The 23,152-nt window shown below is 57.6% G+C and carries 26 protein-coding genes; 16 read left to right on the top strand and 10 right to left on the bottom strand.

Annotation, left to right across the window (positions count from 1 at the left end):
• Positions 1 to 14: 14 nt before the first annotated feature.
• A complete protein-coding gene (gene ftrA / locus QQF33_RS01535) occupies positions 15 to 1,031 on the bottom strand; it encodes a transcriptional regulator FtrA (RefSeq protein WP_285144495.1) in 1,017 nt (338 codons plus the stop codon).
• 73 nt (positions 1,032 to 1,104) lie between these two features.
• Here ftrA and QQF33_RS01530 point away from each other — a divergent pair, with 73 nt between their 5' ends.
• The 8 genes from QQF33_RS01530 (at position 1,105) to zinT (ending at position 9,129) form a co-directional block, all read left to right on the top strand.
• Entirely contained in the window at positions 1,105 to 1,503 is a 399-nt protein-coding gene (locus QQF33_RS01530) for a rhodanese-like domain-containing protein (protein WP_282493106.1), read from the top strand.
• Between the two features lie 160 nt (positions 1,504 to 1,663).
• Positions 1,664 to 2,767 (top strand): cobalamin-independent methionine synthase II family protein, encoded by a 1,104-nt coding sequence (locus QQF33_RS01525; RefSeq protein WP_285144494.1) that lies wholly within the window; start codon positions 1,664 to 1,666, stop codon positions 2,765 to 2,767.
• 203 nt (positions 2,768 to 2,970) lie between these two features.
• The gene (gene urtA / locus QQF33_RS01520; RefSeq protein ID WP_285157263.1) at positions 2,971 to 4,242 is read left to right on the top strand and encodes an urea ABC transporter substrate-binding protein; all 1,272 of its coding nucleotides are present in this window, start codon (positions 2,971 to 2,973) and stop codon (positions 4,240 to 4,242) included.
• A gap of 24 nt (positions 4,243 to 4,266) precedes the next feature.
• Positions 4,267 to 5,841, top strand: a complete 1,575-nt coding sequence (gene urtB, locus QQF33_RS01515; protein ID WP_285157262.1) for an urea ABC transporter permease subunit UrtB — start codon at positions 4,267 to 4,269, stop codon at positions 5,839 to 5,841.
• Entirely contained in the window at positions 5,841 to 6,914 is a 1,074-nt protein-coding gene (gene urtC, locus QQF33_RS01510) for an urea ABC transporter permease subunit UrtC (protein WP_282493102.1), read from the top strand. Before urtB ends, urtC begins: the two co-directional genes overlap by 1 nt.
• Positions 6,914 to 7,711 carry an urea ABC transporter ATP-binding protein UrtD gene (urtD, locus tag QQF33_RS01505; protein ID WP_282493101.1) on the top strand — a complete coding sequence of 266 codons (798 nt, stop codon included), beginning with the start codon at positions 6,914 to 6,916 and terminating at the stop codon, positions 7,709 to 7,711. The genes urtC and urtD overlap by 1 nt, the downstream gene beginning before the upstream one ends.
• Positions 7,712 to 7,720: 9 nt before the next feature.
• Positions 7,721 to 8,419 (top strand): urea ABC transporter ATP-binding subunit UrtE, encoded by a 699-nt coding sequence (gene urtE, locus QQF33_RS01500; protein ID WP_282493100.1) that lies wholly within the window; start codon positions 7,721 to 7,723, stop codon positions 8,417 to 8,419.
• A gap of 68 nt (positions 8,420 to 8,487) precedes the next feature.
• On the top strand, positions 8,488 to 9,129 hold the full coding sequence (gene zinT, locus QQF33_RS01495) for a metal-binding protein ZinT (RefSeq protein ID WP_282493099.1): 642 nt from the start codon (positions 8,488 to 8,490) through the stop codon (positions 9,127 to 9,129).
• A 212-nt stretch (positions 9,130 to 9,341) separates the two neighbouring features.
• Here zinT and ydeE read toward each other — a convergent pair whose 3' ends face one another.
• The gene (gene ydeE / locus QQF33_RS01490) at positions 9,342 to 10,535 is read right to left on the bottom strand and encodes an efflux MFS transporter YdeE (RefSeq protein ID WP_285144489.1); all 1,194 of its coding nucleotides are present in this window, start codon (positions 10,533 to 10,535) and stop codon (positions 9,342 to 9,344) included.
• Between the two features lie 188 nt (positions 10,536 to 10,723).
• On the opposite strand from ydeE, the gene eamA reads away from it, so the two are divergent.
• Positions 10,724 to 11,623 (top strand): O-acetylserine/cysteine exporter, encoded by a 900-nt coding sequence (eamA, locus tag QQF33_RS01485; RefSeq protein WP_282495265.1) that lies wholly within the window; start codon positions 10,724 to 10,726, stop codon positions 11,621 to 11,623.
• A 33-nt stretch (positions 11,624 to 11,656) separates the two neighbouring features.
• Here the strand turns inward: eamA and marB are convergent, their stop codons facing one another.
• From marB to marR, 3 genes are read right to left on the bottom strand one after another with little or no spacing between them, the layout of a single operon-like run.
• A complete protein-coding gene (gene marB, locus QQF33_RS01480) occupies positions 11,657 to 11,875 on the bottom strand; it encodes a multiple antibiotic resistance protein MarB (RefSeq protein ID WP_282495264.1) in 219 nt (72 codons plus the stop codon).
• A gap of 31 nt (positions 11,876 to 11,906) precedes the next feature.
• Positions 11,907 to 12,290 (bottom strand): MDR efflux pump AcrAB transcriptional activator MarA, encoded by a 384-nt coding sequence (gene marA / locus QQF33_RS01475; RefSeq protein WP_146052590.1) that lies wholly within the window; start codon positions 12,288 to 12,290, stop codon positions 11,907 to 11,909.
• An 18-nt stretch (positions 12,291 to 12,308) separates the two neighbouring features.
• Positions 12,309 to 12,743: a multiple antibiotic resistance transcriptional regulator MarR gene (gene marR / locus QQF33_RS01470; RefSeq protein ID WP_100780183.1), complete on the bottom strand. Its 435-nt coding sequence runs from the start codon at positions 12,741 to 12,743 to the stop codon at positions 12,309 to 12,311.
• 257 nt (positions 12,744 to 13,000) lie between these two features.
• On the opposite strand from marR, the gene QQF33_RS01465 reads away from it, so the two are divergent.
• Positions 13,001 to 13,666: a MarC family NAAT transporter gene (locus QQF33_RS01465; RefSeq protein WP_282495263.1), complete on the top strand. Its 666-nt coding sequence runs from the start codon at positions 13,001 to 13,003 to the stop codon at positions 13,664 to 13,666.
• 77 nt (positions 13,667 to 13,743) lie between these two features.
• Here QQF33_RS01465 and QQF33_RS01460 read toward each other — a convergent pair whose 3' ends face one another.
• A complete protein-coding gene (locus tag QQF33_RS01460; protein ID WP_285157261.1) occupies positions 13,744 to 14,940 on the bottom strand; it encodes a sugar transporter in 1,197 nt (398 codons plus the stop codon).
• A gap of 175 nt (positions 14,941 to 15,115) precedes the next feature.
• Between QQF33_RS01460 and QQF33_RS01455 the strand changes: the two genes are divergently transcribed.
• Entirely contained in the window at positions 15,116 to 15,910 is a 795-nt protein-coding gene (locus QQF33_RS01455; protein WP_285157260.1) for a PhzF family phenazine biosynthesis protein, read from the top strand.
• Positions 15,911 to 15,957: 47 nt separating this feature from the next.
• Here the strand turns inward: QQF33_RS01455 and QQF33_RS01450 are convergent, their stop codons facing one another.
• From QQF33_RS01450 to QQF33_RS01440, 3 genes are all read right to left on the bottom strand, one after another.
• Positions 15,958 to 16,272, bottom strand: coding sequence for a HigA family addiction module antitoxin (locus QQF33_RS01450; RefSeq protein WP_285150483.1), 315 nt, complete (start codon positions 16,270 to 16,272; stop codon positions 15,958 to 15,960).
• Entirely contained in the window at positions 16,272 to 16,550 is a 279-nt protein-coding gene (locus QQF33_RS01445; RefSeq protein WP_285150484.1) for a type II toxin-antitoxin system RelE/ParE family toxin, read from the bottom strand. Before QQF33_RS01445 ends, QQF33_RS01450 begins: the two co-directional genes overlap by 1 nt.
• Before the next feature lie 98 nt (positions 16,551 to 16,648).
• Positions 16,649 to 17,095 (bottom strand): VOC family protein, encoded by a 447-nt coding sequence (locus QQF33_RS01440; RefSeq protein WP_285150485.1) that lies wholly within the window; start codon positions 17,093 to 17,095, stop codon positions 16,649 to 16,651.
• Between the two features lie 199 nt (positions 17,096 to 17,294).
• Here QQF33_RS01440 and QQF33_RS01435 point away from each other — a divergent pair, with 199 nt between their 5' ends.
• Positions 17,295 to 17,777, top strand: a complete 483-nt coding sequence (locus tag QQF33_RS01435; protein ID WP_285150486.1) for a GNAT family N-acetyltransferase — start codon at positions 17,295 to 17,297, stop codon at positions 17,775 to 17,777.
• On the opposite strand, the gene ptrR is transcribed toward QQF33_RS01435, so the two are convergent.
• Positions 17,731 to 18,609, bottom strand: coding sequence for a putrescine utilization regulator PtrR (gene ptrR / locus QQF33_RS01430; RefSeq protein ID WP_285157259.1), 879 nt, complete (start codon positions 18,607 to 18,609; stop codon positions 17,731 to 17,733). The genes QQF33_RS01435 and ptrR overlap by 47 nt on opposite strands.
• 99 nt (positions 18,610 to 18,708) lie before the next feature.
• On the opposite strand from ptrR, the gene sad reads away from it, so the two are divergent.
• The 4 genes from sad to QQF33_RS01410 all read left to right on the top strand — a co-directional run bounded on the left by sad (position 18,709) and on the right by QQF33_RS01410 (position 23,136).
• Positions 18,709 to 20,097 (top strand): succinate-semialdehyde dehydrogenase, encoded by a 1,389-nt coding sequence (sad, locus tag QQF33_RS01425; protein ID WP_285157258.1) that lies wholly within the window; start codon positions 18,709 to 18,711, stop codon positions 20,095 to 20,097.
• A 109-nt stretch (positions 20,098 to 20,206) separates the two neighbouring features.
• Positions 20,207 to 21,784: a methyl-accepting chemotaxis protein gene (locus tag QQF33_RS01420; protein WP_285157257.1), complete on the top strand. Its 1,578-nt coding sequence runs from the start codon at positions 20,207 to 20,209 to the stop codon at positions 21,782 to 21,784.
• Positions 21,785 to 21,847: 63 nt separating this feature from the next.
• Entirely contained in the window at positions 21,848 to 22,774 is a 927-nt protein-coding gene (gene glsB, locus QQF33_RS01415) for a glutaminase B (protein ID WP_282495255.1), read from the top strand.
• Positions 22,774 to 23,136, top strand: a complete 363-nt coding sequence (locus QQF33_RS01410) for a DUF4186 domain-containing protein (protein ID WP_285144481.1) — start codon at positions 22,774 to 22,776, stop codon at positions 23,134 to 23,136. Before glsB ends, QQF33_RS01410 begins: the two co-directional genes overlap by 1 nt.
• Positions 23,137 to 23,152: the final 16 nt, after the last annotated feature.

The raw sequence follows: 23,152 nt of genomic DNA, 5'->3' as shown, positions 1-23,152 counted from the left end.
TTTTTGCTTTAGATTCAGGGTATTTCTGCCAGGCGATGGCCTGATATAAATTGTTTTCGGTACTGCGCGGGAGACATATTGTACTGCTGGCGGAAATGGTGGCGTAAGGTCGCCGAATGACCCAATCCGGTCTGCTCAGCGATGCTGTCGATACTTAAGCGGCTGGTTTCCAGATACTCTTTTGCCCGCAGAAGCCGCTCCGTCAGCAACCAGCGCGCGGGCGTGGTCCCGGTGGCGCTGGCAAAGCGACGCAGGAAGGTGCGCTCACTCATTCCCACGCGCCGGGCCAGAGAACTGACCGTGTGATTGACCGCCAGCTGCTGGTGCAGGAAATCAAACAGCTGTCCAAAGCGCTGGCTTTCGCGCAGCACCGCCACCGGGCGGCTGATCTTCTGGGTTTGCCCCCCATCGCGGTGGGGCGGGATGACCAGACGACGCGCAACACAGTTTGCGGCCTCGGTTCCATAGTCACGGCGTACCACGTGCAGACAGAGGTCGATCCCCGCGGCACTGCCCGCTGAAGTCAAAATCGTTCCTTCATCCTGGTACAGCACATCCTCGATCACCTTAATGGCCGGGAAACGCGTCTTCAGCGTCTGCGTGTAGCGCCAGTGCGTCGTGGCTTTGCGCCCGTCGAGCACCCCTGCGGCAGCGAGGACGAACACGCCGGAGCAGATCGAGAGCAGATGACAGCCACGCCGATGAGCGCTGCGAAGCGCCTCGCATAATGCAGGCGGAACCGCTTCTTCCACGCCGCGCCAGCCGGGAACCACAATCAGGCTGGCCTGGTCGAGGAGCGTCAGATCGCCGTCGGCCACCATCCTAATCCCGCCGGTGGCCCGCAGTTCACCCTCATCGACGGCAGCAATGCCAAAGCGATACCACTCATCGCCCATCTCCGGGCGCGGCAGGCCAAAAACTTCCACCGCCACGCCAAACTCGAAGGTGCACAGGCCGTCATACGCCAGGACCACCACCAGCGGGCGCGATGTTTGTCGTAAGTTTGTCATCATTTTGCTGTTTTCTGGCATAACCGCAGGCATTCACTGACTGAATTTTTGGATAACGTACTGTTAACACAAACGCCAAACTGGAGAAAGCACCATGAGTTACGTCACTGAATTTCCCGCCGCCGACCCGCAGGAGTCTGTTGCCCATTTTCTGCGCCGCCTGAGCGTCGAAACCGACTGTGCCGACGTGCACCACGCGCTGGCAAATCATCAGCAGGATTTCGTTTTGCTGCATGTGGTGGGCCGCCCGGAGCAATTTGCCCGCCGTCATCTGCCCGGGGCTGTCCATTTACCCTGGTCAGCAATGACCGCCGAAACCATGGCGCAATGGCCGCAGGACACATTGTTCGTGGTCTATTGTGCCGGGCCACACTGCAACGGCGCGGATCGAGCGGCATTAAAGCTCTCTCGCCTGGGACTGCCGGTCAAAATCATGATCGGCGGCATCACCGGCTGGGAAGATGAAAACTTCGCTTTTGCCAGTGAGGATTAAGTCGAAGATGAATTATATTCATCATGCATGAAATTTTCTCGTTTGCTGCAACGCAGGGGTTATGACATCTTTTTGGACATATAGCCATCCAGAAGTCTAAATGTTCAATTTATGAATTATCACTGTGGGCAATCAATTGCCGGCAGCAAAGGAGAGAATTATGCAGCGACAACACGCCCCGTACCGTGCCGATGTGGTAGGCAGCTTTTTACGCCCTGATGCGATTAAACAGGCGCGACTGCAGTTCGTCAGCGGTGAGATTGACGCCGGTCAGCTGCGCGCCGTTGAAAACGACGCGATCCGCCAGGTGGTGGAGCAGCAGTGCGCTTGTGGCCTGCACGTGGTGACGGACGGGGAGTTCCGTCGTGCCTGGTGGCACTTCGACTTCTTCGACGGGTTGCAGGGCGTGGAGCGTTACGACTCAAATCAGGGCATCCAGTTCAACGGTGTACAGACCAAAGCCCACGGCGTGCGCGTCACTGGCAAACTGGGCTTTGGCGATCACCCGATGCTGGAAGATTTCCGCTATCTGAAAAGCATCAGCGGCAACGCCCAGCCGAAAATGACCATTCCCAGCCCGAGCGTGCTGCATTTCCGCGGCGGGCGTAAAGACATCGACGCGACGGTTTACCCGGAGCTGGACGCCTATTTCGACGATCTGGCGACCACCTGGCGCGATGCGATCCATGCATTCTATGAAGCAGGCTGCCGCTATCTGCAGCTGGACGACACGGTCTGGGCCTATCTCTGCTCCGACGATCAGCGCCGCCAGATCGCCGAGCGCGGTGACGACGCGGACCAGCTGGCGCGCACCTATGCCCGCGTGCTGAACAAAGCGCTGGAAGGCAAACCGGAGGATCTGACCATCGGCCTGCACGTCTGTCGCGGCAACTTCCGATCCACCTGGATTTCAGAAGGCGGCTACGAGCCGGTGGCCGAAGTGCTCTTCGGTTCCGTGAACGTGGATGCTTTCTTCCTCGAGTACGACAACGACCGCAGCGGGGATTTCGCGCCGCTACGCTTCGTTCGTCCGGGCAAACAGCAGGTGGTGCTGGGCCTGATCACCACCAAAAACGGCGAGCTGGAGAACCCGGAAGGGGTGAAAGCGCGTCTGGAAGAGGCGGCACAATACGTGGCGAAAGAGCAGATTTGCCTCAGCCCGCAGTGCGGTTTTGCCTCAACGGAAGAGGGCAACAGCCTGAGCGAAACCCAGCAGTGGGACAAAGTCCGTCTGGTGACGCAGATCGCTGACGAAGTCTGGTAATTTTTCGGGCACAGCGTTGCACTTTATTAATGCAGCGCTGTGCCATGTTGAGTCGTTCCCCGCCCTAAACCGCATTTACACCCCTGATATTGCACCGTTTTCCATTCTGGCATCCTTTTTGCTCTCCTGAAGCTGACACGTTTGATTCTGCGTCCACATGGTTACGGACGTTTTCGCACAGCTTTCTTTTCAGGAGTGAAAATATGCATCGTCGTACCTTAATCAAAGCTTTCGCGCTGTCGGCCTCCGTTGTGGCAATGGGGATGAGTTTTGGCGTCCAGGCCGCCGAGACGATCAAAATCGGCATCATGCACTCGCTCTCCGGGACGATGGCGATCTCTGAAACGCCGCTGAAAGACGTGGCGCTGATGACCATTGACGAAATCAACGCCAAAGGTGGCGTGCTGGGTAAACAGCTCGAACCGGTGGTGGTCGACCCCGCCTCGAACTGGCCGCTGTTCGCCGAAAAAGCCCGCCAGCTGTTGAGCCAGGATAAGGTCGCGGCGGTGTTTGGCTGCTGGACTTCCGTCTCGCGCAAATCGGTCCTGCCGGTCTTCGAGGAGCTGAATGGCCTGCTGTTCTACCCGGTGCAGTATGAGGGCGAAGAGATGTCGCCGAACGTGTTCTACACCGGCGCGGCGCCGAATCAGCAGGCGATCCCGGCGGTGGAATATTTGATGGGCGAAGACGGCGGGAACGCGAAACGCTTCTTCCTGCTTGGGACGGATTACGTTTATCCGCGCACCACCAACAAAATTCTGCGTGCGTTCCTCCATTCCAAAGGTGTGCAGGACAAAGATATCGAAGAGGTCTACACCCCGTTTGGTCACAGCGATTACCAGACCATTGTCGCCAATATCAAAAAATTCTCCGCGGGCGGCAAAACGGCGGTGGTCTCCACCATCAACGGCGACTCCAACGTGCCTTTCTATAAAGAGCTGGCCAACCAGGGCGTAAAAGCCACGGATGTGCCGGTCGTCGCCTTCTCCGTCGGCGAAGAAGAGCTGCGCGGGATCGACGCCAAACCGCTGGTCGGCAACCTCGCCGCCTGGAACTACTTCGAATCTGTCGATAACCCAACCAACCAGACCTTCGTGGCGGCCTACAAAGCCTACGCGAAAGCGCACAAACTGCCGAACGCCGACACCGTCGTAACTAACGATCCGATGGAAGCGACCTACGTGGGCATCCACATGTGGGCGCAGGCCGTGGAGAAAGCCGGGACCACCGACGTGGACAAAGTGCGCGCCGCGATGGCCGGTCAATCCTTCAAAGCCCCGTCAGGGTTCACGCTGACCATGGACGCCACCAACCACCATCTGCATAAGCCGGTGATGATTGGTGAAATCGAAGGTAACGGTCAGTTCAACGTCGTCTGGCAGACCGAAGAGACCGTCCGCGCCCAGCCGTGGAGCCCGTTCATTCAGGGTAACGACAAAAAACCTGACCAGCCGATGAAAACCGCCAGTAACTAAGCCTTAATCGCACGGAGAAAAGCCATGAGCGTAATGCGAATGTTTGTCGCAATAGTCTGGCTTGCCGGTCTGCTGCCAGGGATGGCGCAGGCGTCGGATGCGGACACCTTTGTCGCCGCAAGCCGCAGCCAGCAAACCGCACTGCTGGAAAAGTGGGCTGTCGCCCCGGATGAGAAGCGTCTGCCGCTGTTGCAGGCGCTGCAAAAAGAGAATCTGTTTGCCGACGGACAGAAGCACGCTTTTGCCCGCGTGAAGGGGGAAATGGTGGCGCTGGGGGATTCGCCGACGGCGGAGGGCGACCCGAAAGCGGTGCGCCTGACCAACCGCCTGCGGGTGCTGGCCTCTGCGGCGCTGGCGACGCATCAGCTTGCAAGTGACAACGTCACACAACGCAAGGGCGCAGCGCTCCAGTTACAGCGCGATGCCACACCTGAAATGCTGAATATGTTGCAGCAGCGTCTGCAGGTGGAGAAGGACGAGGGCGTGCGTCAGGCGCTGGAAGTGGCGCTGGCCAATTTACAGCTCGTCAGCCCCATCGCGGAGGTGCGCTTGCAGGCCATCGAGCTGTTAGCGCACTCATCCGATCCCGAAACGCAGACCCGGCTGTTGCCCTTCACCCAGGCGCAAACCGAACCCGACGCCCGCGTGCGCGAGGCGGCAGAAAACAGCCTCAGCAAAATCCAGCATCGACTGCTGGTAAGCGATCTGCTGGGACAGGCGTTTATGGGGCTGTCGCTGGGGTCTGTCCTGCTGCTGGCGGCGCTGGGGCTTGCGATCACCTACGGCCTGCTCGGGGTGATCAATATGGCTCACGGCGAAATGCTGATGCTCGGGGCGTACAGCACCTGGATGGTCCAGCAGGCGATGGCGCAGTTTATGCCTCAGTGGCTGGCGTTCTATCCGGTGGTGGCGCTGCCGGTGGCGTTTATCGTGACCGCCGGTATTGGGATGGCGCTGGAGCGCACCATTATTCGCCATCTCTACGGTCGTCCGCTGGAGACGCTGCTCGCCACCTGGGGCATCAGCCTGATGATTATCCAGATCGTGCGCATGACCTTTGGCGCACAAAACCTGGAAGTGGCTAACCCGGCGTGGCTCTCGGGCGGCGTGCAGGTCTTTGCCAATCTGATCCTGCCGTGGAACCGCATTGTGGTGCTGGGGTTTGTGCTGCTGGTGCTGTTCTTCACCTGGCTGATTCTCAACAAAACCCGGCTGGGGCTGAACGTGCGGGCGGTGACGCAAAACCGCAGCATGGCCGCCTGCTGCGGCGTGCCGACCGGGCGCGTCGATATGCTGGCGTTCGGTCTGGGCTCGGGAATTGCCGGATTAGGCGGCGTGGCGCTGTCGCAGCTGGGCAACGTCGGGCCGGAGCTCGGTCAGGGCTACATCATTGATTCGTTCCTGGTGGTGGTGCTGGGCGGCGTCGGACAGCTGGCCGGCAGCGTGGCGGCAGCGTTTGGCCTCGGGATCTTCAACAAAATTCTCGAACCGCAGATGGGTGCCGTGCTCGGCAAAATTTTGATTCTGGTGGCGATTATTCTGTTCATTCAGAAACGCCCGCAGGGACTCTTTGCGCTTAAAGGGAGGGTGACTGACTGATGAGCCAGCCGCTGACGTTAACTCTGGCGCGTAAAGCGCCGCGCGTGACCCAACTGTTTGGCAGCCTGATCCTTGCCATTCTGCTGGTCCTGCCGTTTCTGGCGCTGCTTCCGGCCAGCCACCCGCTGGCGGTTTCCACCTGGATGCTGACGCTGGTCGGTAAAATTCTCTGCTATGCCATCGTCGCCGTGGCCCTCGATCTGGTGTGGGGCTACGCCGGGATGCTGTCGCTCGGACACGGGATTTTCTTCGCCCTTGGCGGCTATGCGATGGGGATGTACCTGATGCGTCAGGCGTCGGGCGACAGTCTCCCGGCGTTTATGTCGTTTCTCTCGTGGAGTGAACTGCCGTGGTTCTGGTGGGGCACCCAGCATTTCGCCTGGGCGATGCTGCTGGTGGTGATGATCCCCGGCCTGCTGGCGCTGGTGTTCGGCTGGTTTGCCTTTCGCTCGAAAATCAAAGGGGTCTACTTTTCGATCATGACCCAGGCGCTGACCTACGCAGGAATGCTCCTGTTCTTTCGCAACGAAACCGGCTTTGGCGGCAACAACGGGTTTACCGGTTTTACCACGCTGCTGGGCTTTTCGGTGACGGCGACGACGACGCGTATCGCGCTGTTTCTGACGACCGTCGCGCTGCTGGTGGCCACGCTGGCGATCGGTTTTGCGCTGGCGAAAAGCAAATTTGGCCGCATCCTGACGGCGGTGCGCGATGCGGAAAACCGGCTGACGTTTTGCGGCTACGATCCGCGTGGTTTCAAACTGCTGGTGTGGACGCTTTCCGCCGTGCTGTGCGGGCTGGCCGGGGCGCTGTACGTCCCGCAGGTGGGGATAATCAACCCCGGTGAAATGTCGCCGACCAACTCTATTGAGGCCGCAATCTGGGTCGCGCTCGGTGGGCGCGGCACCCTGGTCGGCCCGGTGATAGGCGCGGCGCTGGTCAACGGCGCGAAAAGCTACTTTACCGTTGCGATGCCGGAGTACTGGCAGCTGTTTCTCGGGCTGATTTTCATCGCCGTCACGCTCTTTTTACCGCGCGGCGTCTACGGACTGTTTCGTAAGGGAGAGAAATAATGCAGCCAGCCGAAGGACTTTTTACCCGCCAGTTGCCCGGCGATCGCTATCGCGATCAGACCGACCCGGTGCTCCAGCTGGAGTCGATTAACGTCAATTTCGACGGTTTTCAGGCGCTGACGGACCTGTCGCTGAACATCGGCGTCGGTGAGTTACGCTGTGTGATCGGTCCCAATGGGGCCGGAAAAACCACGCTGATGGACGTGATCACCGGCAAAACGCGCCCCCAGAGCGGGCGGGCGATTTACGACCAGTCCATCGATCTGATGGAGCTGGATCCCGCGGCAATTGCGCGTCAGGGCATCGGGCGTAAGTTCCAGAAACCCACGGTGTTTGAAGCGCTGACGGTGTGGGAAAACCTCGAGCTGGCGATGAAAGGCGATAAGTCCGTGTGGGCCAGTCTGCGCGCGCGATTAACGTCGGAGCAGAGCGATCGTATCAGCGAGATGTTAACCCTCCTGCGCCTGAGCGCCGAGCGAGACCGTTGCGCCGGAATGCTCTCGCACGGGCAAAAACAGTTTCTGGAAATCGGCATGCTGCTGGTGCAGGAGCCGCATTTGCTGCTGCTCGATGAGCCCGCCGCCGGGATGACCGACGCGGAAACCGAATATTCGGCGGAGCTGTTTCGCCAGCTTGCCGGGAAACACTCGCTGATGGTGGTGGAGCACGATATGGGCTTTGTCGAAACCATCGCCGATCACGTCACCGTCCTGCATCAGGGCCGGGTGCTGGCGGAGGGCTCGCTGAGGGAAGTGCAGGCCAACGAGCAGGTGATCGAAGTCTATCTGGGACGCTAAGGAGCCGTCATGCTACAGGTGAACGAACTGAATCAATATTACGGCGGCAGCCACATTTTGCGCGGCGTGAGCTTCGATGCGCCGGGCGGAGAAGTGACCTGTCTGCTCGGGCGCAACGGCGTGGGGAAAACCACGCTGCTGAAATGCCTGATGGGGCTGATCCCGGCGCGCAGCGGGGAGATCGTCTGGCAGGGCAAAACCATCACCCACGCGAAACCGCACCACCGGGTACAGTCCGGCGTGGCCTATGTTCCGCAGGGGCGCGAGATTTTTCCGCGTCTGACGGTAGAAGAAAATCTGCTGCTGGGTTTGTCGCGCTTTGCGGCGAGGGACGCAAAAAGCGTTCCGGAGGATATCTGGCAGCTTTTTCCGGTGCTGAAAGAGATGAAGCACCGCCGCGGGGGCGATCTCTCCGGCGGACAACAGCAGCAGCTGGCGATTGGCCGCGCGCTGGCGAGCCGTCCGCAGCTGTTGATCCTCGATGAGCCGACGGAGGGGATTCAGCCGTCGGTGATTAAAGAGATTGGCGTGGTGATCCGCCAGCTTGCCAGTCGGGGCGATATGGCGATTTTGCTGGTCGAACAGTTCTATGATTTCGCGGCGGAGCTGGCGGATAACTACCTGCTGATGTCGCGCGGGAGCATCATCCAGCGCGGTCGCGGGGAGAACATGGAGCAGGAGGGCGTTCGCGGCCTGGTGGCGATCTAGGGTTATTGTGTTTTGAAATGTTATATTATAACATTTGCATTCTCATAACATGGAGTGAGGATCGCACTTTGGCTTTACACATTGGAAAATTTGCAATGACTCTGGGGGCGCTGCTGGTCAGCGGCCAACTGTTTGCCCACTCACACGGCCATCAGATGACCGAAGCGGAACAAAAAGCGGCGAACGGGGTATTTGAAGATAAAGACGTTAAGGATCGTAAGCTCTCCGACTGGGACGGCACCTGGCAGTCGGTTTATCCTTTCCTGCTGGACGGTTCACTGGATCCGGTTTTTAAAAAGAAAGCTGAAAAAGATCCGAGCAAATCCTTCGACGAGGTGAAAGCTTATTACCGTAAGGGCTACGCCACGGACGTGGAAACCATCGGCATCGAAAACAACGTGATGGAGTTCCACACCGGCAAATCGGTGGCGAGCTGTCAGTACGATTACAGCGGCTATAAGATCCTGACCTACGCATCAGGCAAGAAAGGCGTGCGTTACCTGTTTGAATGTAAAGACGCCAGCTCGAAAGCGCCGAAATTTGTGCAGTTCAGCGACCACACCATCGGCCCGCGCGCCTCGGCGCATTTCCATATCTTTATGGGCAACACCTCGCACGAGGCACTTCTGAAAGAGATGGACAACTGGCCGACCTATTACCCGAACGAGATGTTTAAGAAGCAGGTGGTGGAGGAGATGTTGCACCATTAAGCCGTGTTTTTTGCCGGGTGGCGGCTTCGCCTTACCCGGCCTACGATTCCGACGTCTTTTGTAGGCCCGGTAAGCGCAGCGCCACCGGGCATTTAGGCCGCACTGTCGCCTGTTGCCGGGTGGCGGCTTCGCCTTACCCGGCCTACGATTCCGATGTCTTTTGTAGGCCCGGTAAACGCAGCGCCACCGGGCATTTCAGACCGCACCAGCCATCACGCCGTTTCCACCCGTTCGGCATAGGGTTCCACGCTCATCCCGCGCAAAATCATCAGCCACGCGACCACAATCGCGACCATCATAATCACAAACAGCGACCAGTGCGGCAGGTGGGTCAGGATCAACCCGGTAATCATCGGGTTCGCCGCCGCCCCCAGCCAGCCGAGCGCCTGTGCGGAGAAATAGCTCGCTTTCATCCCCGGCGGGGCGATGTTATCAATCAGCAGGTATTCACCCGGTGCATAAATAATCTCCCCGATGGTAAACACCGCCGAAGCAATACCCCAGTAGATCAAATTGGTGCCGGAAAGCATAAACCCGCCCAGCCCGAGCAGGAAAAAGAGCGTGCCGATAGCCATGAGCGGGCGAATATTGCTGGCCTTGATTTTACGGCCAATGAAATACTGCAGCGACACCACCATCGCGGCGTTAGCGGGTAGCACCACGGCCACCACTTTTTCGGCGAACTCACTGGTGTAATCCGCCGCCAGCACATACTGAGAAATACAGCTCGCAAACGAGCCGCCCACGTAGGAAGCCAGCAGGCCGGAGAGCGTATACCAGAACAGCGCTTTATCCCGCAGCAAAACCGATGGCTGCCACGGAACGGTGACGTTGTCACTATCCGCCGCAATGCTTTTCTGCACATACATCTGAATAAACACCAGCGGCAGCGCGGCGCAGAAGGCCGCCAGCCAGAACGGCAGCTGCAGGCTGTACATCACCAGCAGCGTGCCAATCGGCGGGCCGATCGTCCAGCCGATGTTCAGAAAACTGTAGTTAAGGGAAAATACGCGCGCTTTCTCGCCCGGCGTCAGCACGTCCGCGAACCAGGCTTTGAGCACCGTCGAGAATACGGAATACGCGCAGTTAATCAGGGCAAAGAACAGCACCACCAGCGTGACATTATTCACCAGCGGGATCGCCACGAAACCGGCGATAAACGCCAGTATCGACAACATCATGTAGCGCTTTTTGTCGAACTTATCCGCCAGGATGCCAAATCCCATGCTGAATACCACGCCAATCGTCAGGGCGATGGTCAGGGCATAGCCGATGTTCGCAACGCTCATCTGATAAACGCGCGTGAGATAGATAGTCATAAAGGGCAGCGTGGCCCCACGGCCGATGGTTAATAACAACGACGAAGCCAGCAACGCTGCGGTTGAGCGCCTGAGTGATGATTTCATTTTCCTGTCCGACATATGCTTAGGCTTTTTTTATGTCTCAATGATTATCACGCCATCAGGGGGGTTGTATACCACCCAATTTTTCCATCAGTGCTTTGTCTGATTGGCAGAATGAATGATCTTTTCCTCCCTCGTTTTTTTCGTTACCTTGAATCTGTTTACAAAAATTTAATAATCAGGGGCAAGGTATGACGCGCAAAGACGGACTGCTGGCGTTGCTGGTCGTCGTGGTATGGGGACTGAATTTTGTGGTCATCAAAGTGGGGCTGCACAACATGCCGCCGCTGATGCTGGCCGGTTTGCGCTTTCTACTGGTGGCCTTCCCGGCGCTGTTTTTTGTCGCCCGCCCAAAGATCCCATTTCGTCTGCTGCTCGGCTACGGCCTGACCATCAGCTTCGGGCAGTTCGCCTTCCTGTTTTGCGCGATCAAATTCGGCATGCCTGCGGGGCTCGCCTCGCTGGTGCTGCAGGCGCAGGCGTTCTTTACCATCATTCTGGGCGCGTTTGTCTTTGGTGAGCGCCTGCAGGGCAAGCAGCTGGCGGGGATTACGCTGGCGGTGTTTGGCGTACTGGTTCTGGCCGAAGCCAGTCTGAACGGTCAGCACGTGGCGATGCTGGGCTTTATGCTGACTCTGGCGGCAGGTTTAAGCTGGGCGTGCGGGAATATCTTCAACAAGCTGATTATGCAGCACGAGGCGCGTCCGGCGGTGATGTCGCTGGTGGTCTGGAGTGCGCTGATCCCCGTGGTGCCGTTTATGCTTGCGTCCCTGATGTTTGACGGTCCGGCGCTGATGGTGAAAAGCCTGATTGAGATCGACCTGACCACTATTCTGTCGCTGGTCTATCTGGCGTTTGTCGCGACCATTGTCGGGTACGGCATTTGGGGAACGCTGCTCGGGCGCTACGAAACCTGGCGCGTGGCGCCGCTGTCGCTCCTGGTGCCGGTGGTGGGGCTGGCGAGTGCAGCGATTTTGCTGGGCGAAAAACTGACGACGTTACAGCTGATTGGCGCAGTGCTGATCATGGCCGGGCTGTACATCAACGTGTTTGGATTGCGTTTGCGTCGGACGACGCGAGTCAGGGGATGAAAAAAGCCCCGCAATACGCGGGGCAAAAACGAATCAGAGGTCGTGCTGATTGTAATACGGCACGCCTAATTCGTCGGATTTGTCGCTGCCCGCACCCATATGATTAAAATCATACGGTGATTGTTCGTGTGCGGTCGGCAGAATCATCGCGGTACGCGTATTCTGCTGGTTAGCGTGAGTGGTTTGCTCCGCAAAAGTCTGGCCGGAGACCAGCACCAGTAAGGTGAGGGCGGCGGAGGCGATAAATTTCATGATTTCCTCGGTTACGTCTTAAAACAGGCGATTAGCAGTTACAGTGTGTTAGCGGATGCAGATAACGGGATTCACCGGGCATACTGGTGATTCGGTATTTGTGCGGCGGCACGTCGAAATAGTTCTTAAACGTGCGGGTCAGGGTCTGTTGCGATTCAAACCCGTAACGCTCGGCCAGATACAGAATCGGCTCGTTGCTCTCTTTCAGCTTCTGCGCAATTTCCGTCAGCTTGCGGCTGCGAATATATTGCCCTAAAGAATGACCGGTCTCTTTTTTGAACATCCGTTGCAGGTGCCATTTTGAGTAACCTGAACGCTCGGACACTTTCTCAAGTGAGAGCGGCGATTCCAGGTTCTCTTCGATCCAGTCCAAAATGCTATGAATAGTGATCGCGTCATTATTGCGTCTGGACATCGTCATACCTCTTTCTGTTTACGGCAGGATTTTCTTCAGCAAATGCTCAAGCGTGACCACTTCATCCGCCGTTAAGTTTTTTGTTAGTTCCTGGTGCAGGGTTTGTCCTACTAACTCATGACAACGTTCGCACATGGCCGCACCATCGCTGGTGAGCTGGACCAGTACGCCGCGTTTGTCATTGGGGTTAGGTCGCCTTTCAATCCATCCTTTGCAGACAAGACGATCGAGCATGCGCGTGAGCGCGCCAAGGTCGACAGAGAGCACCTTTTTCAGCTCAACCGGGGTGATGCACACTTCGCAGCGAATGGAGCACAGCACTTTGAACTGGGTCGCGGTGATGTCCATCGGGGACAGATAGTCGTTGAGCAGGCGATCTTTTTTCTGGTTCACCATATGAATAAGACGGCCCAGTGGAATAATTTCATTGAAGAGATCACTGGTGCTTTTCACAATGGTTGCCCTGGCAAGTAGTTTAGTCACGGCAGATATTATTGCTCAGGCAAGTATAAGTCAACCGAATGTAATGTCCGATGCCACGATTTGCTAAAACGTTTCATGAACTTTTTTCGTGCCTTTTAAAATCATAAACATAACGTCTGGTTATCAGTATGCAGTGGAAAATACTGCTTACGTTCTCATCATGGCTGTGTCCGGCCATTTCACCGTATACTGTGAGGGTTGATTATGGATAAGGACGACAACGCACTATGGTGGAATTATTTCAGGCAATAGGACTTGGGCTGGTGGTGCTGTTGCCGCTGGCGAACCCGTTAACAACCGTGGCGTTGTTCCTGGGGCTGGCAGGGAACATGAACAGCGCCGAACGTAACCACCAGTCGTTAATGGCCTCGGTGTACGTTTTCATCATCATGATGGTGGCCTATTACGCCGGGCAGGTGGTGATGAACACCTTCGGAATTTCGATTCCCGGGTTACGTATTGCGGGGGGCTTGATCGTCGCCTTTATCGGTTTCCGCATGCTGTTCCCGGCGCATAAAGCGCATGAATCGCCGGAAGCGAAAAGCAAATCGGAAGAGATGGAGTCTGAACCTTCCGCCAATATCGCCTTTGTTCCACTCGCCATGCCAAGCACGGCGGGGCCAGGGACGATTGCGATGATCATCAGCTCCGCGTCAACGGTGCGTGACGGCACGACATTCTCGGCGTGGGTGGTGATGGTGGCGCCGCCGCTGATCTTCGCGATTATTGGCGTGATTTTGTGGGGATGTTTGCGCAGCTCCGGCGCGATTATGCGCTGGGTCGGCAAGGGCGGAATCGAGGCGATTTCCCGTCTGATGGGCTTCCTGCTGGTCTGTATGGGCGTGCAGTTTATTATTAACGGTGTGCTGGAAATTATTAAGACTTACCCTTGATTGCCCGGCGGCGCTACGCTTGCACGGGCCTACGTGTTTTGTAGGCCGGGTAAGCGCAGCGCCACCCGGCAAAAAAACTACCCGCGATGCGTCTGTTCTTCCAGCGCCACCGGCCATTTGCGGAAGATCAGAATCGACCAGATCAACGCCGCCAGCGCCGGAATCGCCCCGAGATAGCCAATCGCCGACATCGAAAAATGCAGGCTGATTTGATTTCCCACCAGCGCGCCCGCGCCGATCCCTAGATTGAAAATCCCCGAGAAGAGCGACATCGCCACATCCGTGGCATCCGGTGCCAGAGCCAGGACTTTAACCTGCATGCCAAGGCCGATAATCATCATCGCCACGCCCCAACAAATACTCAGTATCGCCAGATGGGTTTCGCTGCGCGCCGCAGGCATCAGCATCACCAGGCACAGCATCAACACCCCGATTGCGCCGCTCACCAGCAGCGAAGCGTGTTTATTGCCCAGTTTGCCAAACAGGAGGCTGCCGATGATGCCAGCCCCGCCAAGGAGTAACAGCAGAACCGTGGCGAAACTGGCGCTAAAGCCCGCGACAACCTGCACAAAAGGTTCAATATAGCTGTAGGCCGTGTAGTGGGCGGTGACTACCACCACCGTCAGCAAATAAATGCTCATCAGCGCCGGGCGGCGGAACAGCAGCGGCAGGCTTTTTAGTGAGCCAGAGTGTTCGCTCGGTAATTTCGGCAGAAGCTTGATCAGGCACAGCAGGGTGATCAGCGCGCCCATGCCGATGGCAAAGAAGGTGGTGCGCCAGCCGAAATACTGACCGACGATACGCCCGATCGGCAGACCGAGCACCATCGCCAGCGCGGTGCCGGTCGCCAGCAGGCTCAGGGCCTGAGCGCGTTTTCCCGCCGGAGCAAGACGAATGGCCAGCGACGCCGTTATCGACCAGAAAATAGCGTGGGCAAAGGCAATACCGATGCGGCTAATCACCAGTACCGTAAAGTTCCAGGCGAGGAACGACAGTACGTGGCTGGCGATGAACAGCACGAAGAGACCTATTAGCAGTTTGCGCCGCTCCATCTGGCTGGTGAGCAGCATAAAGGGCAGGGACATCAACGCCACGACCCAGGCGTAGATGGTCAGCATGATCCCGACCTGCGCCGTTTCCATCTGGAAACTTTTAGCAATATCGGAAAGCAAACCGACGGGGACAAACTCCGTGGTATTAAAGATAAATGCAGCGATGGCAAGCGTGACCACACGTAGCCACGCGACCTTGCGGGAAACCGTGTTCATTGTCATAGATATAGAGGGATTCGTTGCTGAAAAGATGAGAAGGCGATCTTAAAGCCTTCGCTGGCGAAAAGACAACCATTATGTGATGCAGATCTCATAATTTACCTTATCCAGCCCGTAGCGAAGGGCGTTGTTTTCCTTGAAGATAAGGAACAGCACAATAAAAACAGGCGGTACGACAATGCACGAAATTGATTTTTATCTGGTGGATGCCTTCACCGACAAAGCCTTTGGTGGGAATGCGGCCGCGGTTTGCCCGCTGGAAGAGTGGCTTCCGGACGAGACGCTGCTCAGCATGGCGAAACAACATAACCAGTCGGAGACAGCGTTTTTCGTGCGCACCGACGACGGTTTTGAACTGCGCTGGTTTACCACGCAGTATGAGATCGATCTGTGCGGCCACGCCACGCTCGCGGCGTCGCATGTGATTTTTGAATACCTCGATTACCCGCACACGGAGATCGCGTTTTCGACGCGCTTTGTCGGCAAACTGACCGTCAAGCGCAACGGCGACTGGCTGACCCTCAACTTCCCGGCCTGGGCAAGTGAAGCCGTTGATAACGCGCCAGCCTTGCTGTTTTATTCGCTGGGCATCACCGCCGCAAAAGAAGTCCGCGTGGCGCGCGACTATATGGTGGTGCTGGAGAACCAGCAGCAGGTCGAAGCGATTGACCCGGATATCTCGGCAATGATCCCGCTGGATAAGATGGTGTGCATTACCGCACCGGGTGATGAAGTGGATTTTGTCAGCCGCTTCTTCTGCCCGGGCGAGGGCGTTCCGGAAGATCCGGTGACCGGCTCAACCCACAGTATGCTGATCCCTTACTGGAGCGAAAAACTCGGTAAAACCCAGCTGCAGGCTCGCCAGGTGTCGGCCCGCGGCGGCGATTTGCGCTGTGAATTACAGGGCGACCGCGTGCTGATTGGTGGGCAAGCCACGTTGTATCTGAAGGGCAAAATCTTCCTGCGCCAGTAGGGGGTATATCCGCTTAAGATGCCCGCGATGCGGGCATTTTTCATTGTTTAGTGCGTTGGCTTACTCTGAGGGGAATCATCCTGTTTGCCGTATGAGATGATGCCTGAGGTGTCAATCTGGTCTTCGAGCTGTCGCAGGTCATAATCTCCCTGAAGCCGAAGCCAGAATTCTGGCGTGCTGCCCAGCGCGGCAGCAACACGAATGGCGAGTGCAGGCGTTAAAGCTGTTTTTCCGGCAAGGAGGCGGGAAACGGTAGCGGGAGTCACACCGATATTGAGCGCAAAACGGCGACCACTAACGCCCATGTCAGCCAAATCACGCGCAATGATTTCGCCAGGATGGGAAATTTTAAACTGTCTCATTAGTGATAATCCTCGTAATTCAATATGTATGCGTCACCGTTTATGAACTGGAACGTGATACGCCAGTTCGCTCTGACAGTGATAGACCAGCAGCCTTCCCGGTCGCCTTTTAGCGGATGTAACTTGTAAATGGGGCGATTTAATTCGTCAATGCTAGTGGCAGTGTCAATGGCCTGTAACCGGTCATTTATCCTGTCAGCGTCCTGAGCGGGTAACCCAGAAGTCACACCTTTCTCAAAGAGCTGCTTCAATCCTTTGTGTTTGAATGATTTAATCATCGTCAAATCCGTGTTACACGGCGTGTAACAATATACCGCCGTATTACACGCTCTGCAATATTGAGAAAGTCAGAGTAGAACCCAGATGGCAAAGTCTTTTAGATCTTCTGCGCCACATCCCAGATAAAGCCGAAGGGGTCCTGGACGCGGGCTTTCAAATCCCCCCAGAACATCTCCGCGGGTTCTTTCAGCACCGTCGCACCGGCCTGTACCATCTCACCGACCAGCGCGACGGCATCATCTACATAGAGATAGAAGATAAACGGCGTCGGAGTGCCGGAGGTTTGTGGGCTACTCAACTCCGAATCCCAGCCCTCCTGGTTAAGCGTGAAGTTGGTGCCGCGATAGCGAATACGGGCAAACAGCAGTTCGCCGTTTTCACCTTCCAGTTCGGCGATGGCCACCATACTCATCGCGCCCGTGTAGAAATCCACGGCGGCGCGGACATCCGGTACGTTGAGGGCGGTCGTCAGCCAGGTGAGCCCCATGCCTTCCCACGGGTGAGTGCGATTTTCAACGTTGTTAAACCAGTCCAGTTTTTTCATTTCAGTCTCCTTCTGAGGGCTGTTGTTGGCGAACGAAGGGCATAATAGCGCGGGATAAAAACAGATACTGTATATAATTACAGTGACCCGCATTTTTGGCACTCTTTGTTGGATTATCCTCAAGAAAGATAAGTTAACAGTATGACCAATGGCATCGCGAGGCGGCTATGTTGATAACAAACAACAAAAGGAGCCTGCCATGTATTCCATTACCTCTGAATCTGCCTCTCATCCGGATATTCTGGCGCTGATCGCCGCTCTGGACCGTTATCAAACCGAACTTTACCCGGCGGAAAGTAATCATCTGATCGATCTCACCCAACTGGCGACGGGGTCGCTGCTGATGATGGTGATCCGTGATTACCAGCTTAACGCGGTGGGCTGCGGGGCGATTGTGCTCAACGGGGACGGCAGCGGGGAGATGAAGCGGGTCTATATCGATCCCACTCATCGCGGGCAAAAGCTGGGGGAGAAACTGCTGGCGGCGCTGGAGGACGAAGCCCTTAGCCGCCACTGCCACACCCTGCGCCTCGAAACGGGCATTAAGCAGCATGCGGCGATTCAGCTGTATGAACGCTGCGGGTATCACGTTCGCACGGCTTTCTCACCTTACGCCGAAGATCCGCTCAGCCTGTTTATGGAGAAGGCGCTGGTGGCTGACGTTCGTTTAGCAGTGCTATAAACGCCTCAAGCTGACGCGTCATCGCGCCGCGTCGCCACACCAGCCAGGTCGTGAGCCAGCGCCAGTTTTCCGCCAGCGGCCAGGCCTCGACCTGCAGATGCCCCGGCATGCTCTCCAGCATCGAGCGGGGCATCAGGGCAATTCCGGCGCCCGCAATCACGCAGGCGAGCATGCCGTGGTACGACTCCATCTCATGAATTCGCCCCGGCATCGCCCGGTCCGCATGAAACCAGCTCTCCAGATGCCGACGATAGGAACAGTTGGCGCGAAACGCGTAGACGTCGCGACCGCTCACCTGGGTGGCGCGCGTCACTTTTTCATTTCCGGCGGCGGCCACCAGCATCATCTCCTCCTGATACACCGGCATCCCGTCCAGCTCCGGGTGCGACAGCGGCCCGTCGACAAAAGCCGCGCTCAGCGTGCCTTCCAGCACGCCGTCGATCATCGTCCCGGACGGGCCAGTGGAAAGCGCAAACTGAATGCGCGGATAACGCTGGTTAAACTGCGCCAGAGATTCAGGGATCCGCACCGCGGCGGTACTCTCCAGCGCGCCAAGCGCAAACAGTCCCTGCGGTTCGTCACCGGCAGCCACCATCCGCGCTTCATCGACCAGGGCGAGGATCTGCTTGCTGTAGCGCAGAAAGTTATGCCCGGCCGGAGAGAGGCGCAAGCGCTGGTTTTCACGGATAAACAGCTCGACGCCCAGATCCGCCTCCAGCTGACGGATACGCGTCGTGAGGTTCGACGGCACGCGGTGCACCTTCTGCGCCGCCTGGGTGATGCTCCCGGTCTGCGCCACGGCGTTAAACATTTCAAGCTGAGTTAAATCCATAGCATTCTCTTTTCGTGAATAAGTGAGTCAGTATTATTCATTTTTAAGAAATAGCAGAGTAAGCCACAATCAATCAACCCCAATGACGTGGAGAAGATTATGACTTATTCATCAGAGACCCATGCGCTGTCGATCAATCCGGCGACTGGCGAAACGCTTGCCGCTTATCCGTGGGCCACGACGGCGGAGGTCGATCGGGCGATAGCGCTGGCGGATCGCGGTTTCCGTCAGTGGCGAAATGCAACGGTGGCTCATCGTGCGCAGAAACTTCGTGACCTCGGTGCAGCCCTGCGAGCGCGGGCGGAAGAGATGGCGCAGATGATGTCCCGCGAGATGGGTAAACCCATTTTGCAGGCGCGCGCCGAAGTAACTAAATCCGCTGGTCTGTGCGACTGGTATGCCGAACACGGCCCGGCGATGCTGGCGACTGAACCGACGCTGGTTGAAAACCAAAACGCAGTGATTGAGTATCGCCCGCTGGGGCCGATTCTGGCGGTGATGCCGTGGAACTTCCCTCTGTGGCAGGTGCTGCGCGGCGCGGTGCCGATTCTGCTCGCCGGAAACAGCTATCTGCTCAAACATGCGCCCAACGTCCTCGGCTCCGCGACGCTTATCGGTGAGATCTTCGATCACGCTGGTTTCCCGCAAGGGGTGTTTGGCTGGGTGAACGCCACCAACGACGGCGTGAGTCAGGCGATTAACGATCGTCGCATCGCTGCCATTACCGTGACCGGGAGCGTGCGCGCCGGGGCGGCGATTGGTGCGCAGGCGGCTGCGGCGCTGAAAAAATGCGTGCTGGAGCTCGGCGGGTCCGATCCCTTTATCGTGCTCAACGATGCGGATCTGGATCTGGCGGTGAAAGCGGCGGTGACCGGACGCTATCAGAATACCGGACAGGTTTGCGCCGCGGCCAAACGCTTTATCGTCGAAGAGGGCATTGCGGAGCAGTTTACCGAACGCTTCGTCGCCGCAGCGGCAGCGCTCAAAATGGGTGCGCCGGATAACGAAGAGCACTATCTCGGTCCGATGGCACGTTTCGATCTGCGCGATGAGCTGCATCAGCAGGTGCAGGCGACGCTTGCTGAAGGTGCTACGCTGTTGCTCGGTGGTGAAAAAGTCGCGGGAGCGGGGAATTACTATCCGGCAACCGTGCTCGGGAATGTTACGCCAGAGATGACCGCGTTCCGTCAGGAGCTGTTTGGCCCGGTTGCGGCTATCACTATCGCGAAAGACGCAGACCATGCCCTCACACTTGCGAACGACAGTGACTTTGGCCTCTCGGCGACGATCTTCACGGCGGATCAACAGCGTGCCGATGCTTTTGCTCGCCAGCTGGAGTGCGGCGGGGTGTTTATCAATGGCTTCAGCGCCAGCGATGCGCGCGTGGCCTTTGGCGGGGTGAAGAAAAGCGGCTTTGGTCGCGAGCTGTCTCACTTCGGTCTGCATGAATTCTGCAATATCCAGACCGTCTGGAAAGACCGCGTGTAATCAGTTGAAGGCCTTCTCTGCGAAGGCCTTTGTCATTTTTGTGTCATGGTTCTGTCATTTAGGTTTCGTAGACTCGCACGCGTCTAACGTACTGTTACAGAAGAATATTATGAACCTAACGCAAATTTTTAGCCGTATTGCGAAGCGCCAGTTTGGTCTCCTGGCCGGCATCTTTTGTATTATCGGGCTCTTTTCCGCATTACAACTCTCCTCGTCGATCCTCCTGACCGCCTCGCTTCGCGACGCGCAACGCAACGAACAACAAAATCAGCTGGCGCAACAGCAGCAGAGCAAACTGGATCTGGCGCGCGTCTCGCTGCTGGCGGCGAGCGATCTGCTCAACCGTTCGGGCGTCTATTTTATGCAGGATAAAGAGACCGGCTCGGAGGGGAGCTGGAACAGCCTGATGGACGAAGCGCAGAAGGCGCTGAGTGCCTCGCAGCAGGCGTGGAATGCGTGGCTGGCGCTCAATCCACCGAAAGACGACGCGCTGATCAACAGCTATCAGCTGTTCTACGGGGCGATCAACGAACAGGCGGAAGGGCTGGTGAAGACGAATTCCATCGACGCCTTTTTTGCGGTGCCCGCCCAGGCGTTTCAGACCGATTTCAACGACAACTACGCGCGCTATCAGCTAGCAAGCGAGCAGCGAGCGGGCGACGGACGTCAGTCCCTGATGAACCGCCTGTCGGATCTGCAGTCGCTGTTCCTGCTGGCGCCGGTGGTGTTGCTCCTGATTGCGGTGGCCGTCTGGTTTGGGATGTCACGCTGGGTGATCACCCCGCTGCGCAAATTGATCGCCCATATCAATCAGCTCGCGGCGGGCGACCTCTCCGGTACCGCGCCGCAGGTGAATGGCTTTAACCGTGAGATCGGCCAGCTAAGCACCAGTATCGCCACCATGCAGCGCGGCCTGCAGCAGCTGGTGACCCAGGTGAGTGATGCCACCACTTCGATGGTGGAGAACATTGGCGAGCTGGCGGAAGGCAATCAGAAACTGTATCAGCAGTCCGCGCGTCAGGCTCAGGAGCTGAGCGACGTCACGGCGCATATCGCCACCCTGGAAACCCACGTAGAGGGCAATACCGGCTACGCGAAGCTCGCCAGTTCCCGTGCGGACGAGGCGCGTCAGACGGCGGCGGGCGGCGATATTATGATGTCCACTGTGAATGCGTCGATGCAGGCGATCGTGGAGCGATCCTCGGAGATGCGCGGGATCGTGTCGATGATCGACAGCGTGGCGTTCCAGACCAACATTCTGGCGCTGAATGCCGCCATTGAAGCGGCTCACGCGGGCAATCAGGGGCGCGGGTTTGCGGTGGTGGCGCGTGAAGTCGGGCTGCTGGCGAGAAAGAGCAGCCACTCGACGCAAACCATTCAGGAGCTGATCAATCACTCGTTGCAGGGCATTGAGGACGGTTCAAAAGCGGTGGTGAAGCTGGAGAACAATCTCCAGCAGGTGACCGGGCTGGTGGCGAATTTGAGCAGTCTGCTGGATGACATCTCCGCGGCGACCCTGAGCCAGGGGGACAGCATTCATCAGATGACGCGGCAATTGCAGGCGCTGAATCAGGTGTCGCAGCAGACCGACGTGCTGGTCTCGACCGCGTCGCAAGCCTCGCGTCGGCTGCATGATGAGTCCTATCTGCTGATGCAGGCGGTTTCGCGTTTTCGTCTTCCTGCCTGACGCGACACATTCGCCTCTGTTATACTCGCAGCCCATTTTTGGCCTCCAGGCAAGGAGCAACATGTGGCTGCGGTCATTGATAATCAGATGCTGGAAGAGATTCTGGCCCAGGTTCGCCCGTTAATCGGGCAGGGAAAAGTTGCCGATTATATTCCGGCGCTGGCGTGCGTCAGCGGCAATAAGCTGGGCATCGCGATCTGCACCGTGAAGGGCGAGCTGTATCAGGCCGGTGATGCCGCCGAGCGCTTTTCGATTCAGTCGATCTCCAAAGTGCTGAGCCTGGTGGCGGCGATGCGTCAGTACGACGAAGACGAGATCTGGCAGCGGGTGGGAAAAGATCCCTCTGGTCAGCCGTTTAACTCGCTGCTGCAGTTGGAAATCGAGCAGGGCAAACCGCGTAACCCGTTTATCAACGCCGGTGCGCTGGTGGTGTGCGACATGCTGCAGAGCCGCCTTAGTGCCCCGCGCCAGCGGATGCTGGAGATTGTGCGCGAGCTGAGCGGGGTGTCGGATCTGAGCTACGACGCGACCGTTGCGCGTTCTGAGTTTGAACACTCGGCGCGAAACGCCGCCATCGCCTGGCTGATGAAATCCTTCGGCAATTTCCACAATGATGTCGCTACGGTCCTGCAAAACTATTTCCACTACTGCGCGCTGAAAATGAGCTGCGTGGAGCTGGCGCGTACCTTTATGTTTCTGGCCGATCAGGGCTTTTCCTCCCTGCATAATCAGGCGGTTGTGACGCCGATGCAGGCGCGGCAGGTGAATGCCCTGATGGCGACCAGCGGGATGTATCAGAACGCCGGGGAGTTTGCCTGGCGCGTCGGTCTGCCTGCGAAATCAGGCGTGGGCGGCGGCGTGGTGGCGATTGTGCCGCACGAGATGGCGATTGCCGTCTGGAGTCCGGAGCTGGACGACGCCGGTAACTCGCTGGCCGGCGTAGCGGTGCTGGAGCAACTCACCCAGCGACTGGGGCGCTCAGTTTACTGATGAACACGCTCGACGATCTCTTTGCCCGCCTGGCGCGTTCCACCTTTCGTTCGCGCTTTAAGCTCGGTCCAAAAGAGCGACAGTATTGCTGGGACAAAGGGGCGGAGACGATTGATCAGCATGCCGCCGATTTTGTGGCCCGTCGTCTCGCGGTGGCTACGCCGGTGAATGACGGCAAACAGACGCCAATGCGCGGACATCCGGTCTTTATCGCCCAGCATGCGACGGCAACCTGCTGTCGCGGCTGCCTCGCGAAGTGGCATCAGATCCCTCAGGGGCAGGCGCTCAGTGCAGAGCAGCAGCACTACATTGTGACGGTGATCCACCACTGGCTGGTGCTGCAGATGAACTCCAAAGGTTGATGGGTTATGCATGCCG

The sequence above is a fragment of the Lelliottia wanjuensis genome (assembly GCF_030238365.1).
Classification (GTDB): domain Bacteria; phylum Pseudomonadota; class Gammaproteobacteria; order Enterobacterales; family Enterobacteriaceae; genus Enterobacter; species Enterobacter wanjuensis.
This window is presented reverse-complemented; position numbering and strand designations above follow the sequence as displayed.

Excerpts from the sequence above, each read along its gene's own strand:
- QQF33_RS01450 (WP_285150483.1), bottom strand. The coding sequence starts at position 16,272 with ATGAGACAGTTTAAAATTTCCCATCCTGGCGAAATCATTGCGCGTGAT.
- QQF33_RS01530 (WP_282493106.1), top strand. The coding sequence starts at position 1,105 with ATGAGTTACGTCACTGAATTTCCCGCCGCCGACCCGCAGGAGTCTGTT.
- ftrA (WP_285144495.1), bottom strand. The coding sequence starts at position 1,031 with ATGCCAGAAAACAGCAAAATGATGACAAACTTACGACAAACATCGCGC.
- urtC (WP_282493102.1), top strand. The coding sequence starts at position 5,841 with ATGAGCCAGCCGCTGACGTTAACTCTGGCGCGTAAAGCGCCGCGCGTG.
- marB (WP_282495264.1), bottom strand. The coding sequence starts at position 11,875 with ATGAAATTTATCGCCTCCGCCGCCCTCACCTTACTGGTGCTGGTCTCC.
- QQF33_RS01420 (WP_285157257.1), top strand. The coding sequence starts at position 20,207 with ATGAACCTAACGCAAATTTTTAGCCGTATTGCGAAGCGCCAGTTTGGT.
- QQF33_RS01525 (WP_285144494.1), top strand. The coding sequence starts at position 1,664 with ATGCAGCGACAACACGCCCCGTACCGTGCCGATGTGGTAGGCAGCTTT.
- QQF33_RS01440 (WP_285150485.1), bottom strand. The coding sequence starts at position 17,095 with ATGAAAAAACTGGACTGGTTTAACAACGTTGAAAATCGCACTCACCCG.
- ydeE (WP_285144489.1), bottom strand. The coding sequence starts at position 10,535 with ATGAAATCATCACTCAGGCGCTCAACCGCAGCGTTGCTGGCTTCGTCG.
- QQF33_RS01465 (WP_282495263.1), top strand. The coding sequence starts at position 13,001 with ATGGTGGAATTATTTCAGGCAATAGGACTTGGGCTGGTGGTGCTGTTG.
- ptrR (WP_285157259.1), bottom strand. The coding sequence starts at position 18,609 with ATGGATTTAACTCAGCTTGAAATGTTTAACGCCGTGGCGCAGACCGGG.
- QQF33_RS01435 (WP_285150486.1), top strand. The coding sequence starts at position 17,295 with ATGTATTCCATTACCTCTGAATCTGCCTCTCATCCGGATATTCTGGCG.
- sad (WP_285157258.1), top strand. The coding sequence starts at position 18,709 with ATGACTTATTCATCAGAGACCCATGCGCTGTCGATCAATCCGGCGACT.
- QQF33_RS01445 (WP_285150484.1), bottom strand. The coding sequence starts at position 16,550 with ATGATTAAATCATTCAAACACAAAGGATTGAAGCAGCTCTTTGAGAAA.
- QQF33_RS01410 (WP_285144481.1), top strand. The coding sequence starts at position 22,774 with ATGAACACGCTCGACGATCTCTTTGCCCGCCTGGCGCGTTCCACCTTT.
- urtE (WP_282493100.1), top strand. The coding sequence starts at position 7,721 with ATGCTACAGGTGAACGAACTGAATCAATATTACGGCGGCAGCCACATT.
- QQF33_RS01455 (WP_285157260.1), top strand. The coding sequence starts at position 15,116 with ATGCACGAAATTGATTTTTATCTGGTGGATGCCTTCACCGACAAAGCC.
- urtA (WP_285157263.1), top strand. The coding sequence starts at position 2,971 with ATGCATCGTCGTACCTTAATCAAAGCTTTCGCGCTGTCGGCCTCCGTT.
- QQF33_RS01460 (WP_285157261.1), bottom strand. The coding sequence starts at position 14,940 with ATGACAATGAACACGGTTTCCCGCAAGGTCGCGTGGCTACGTGTGGTC.
- urtB (WP_285157262.1), top strand. The coding sequence starts at position 4,267 with ATGAGCGTAATGCGAATGTTTGTCGCAATAGTCTGGCTTGCCGGTCTG.
- urtD (WP_282493101.1), top strand. The coding sequence starts at position 6,914 with ATGCAGCCAGCCGAAGGACTTTTTACCCGCCAGTTGCCCGGCGATCGC.
- eamA (WP_282495265.1), top strand. The coding sequence starts at position 10,724 with ATGACGCGCAAAGACGGACTGCTGGCGTTGCTGGTCGTCGTGGTATGG.
- marA (WP_146052590.1), bottom strand. The coding sequence starts at position 12,290 with ATGTCCAGACGCAATAATGACGCGATCACTATTCATAGCATTTTGGAC.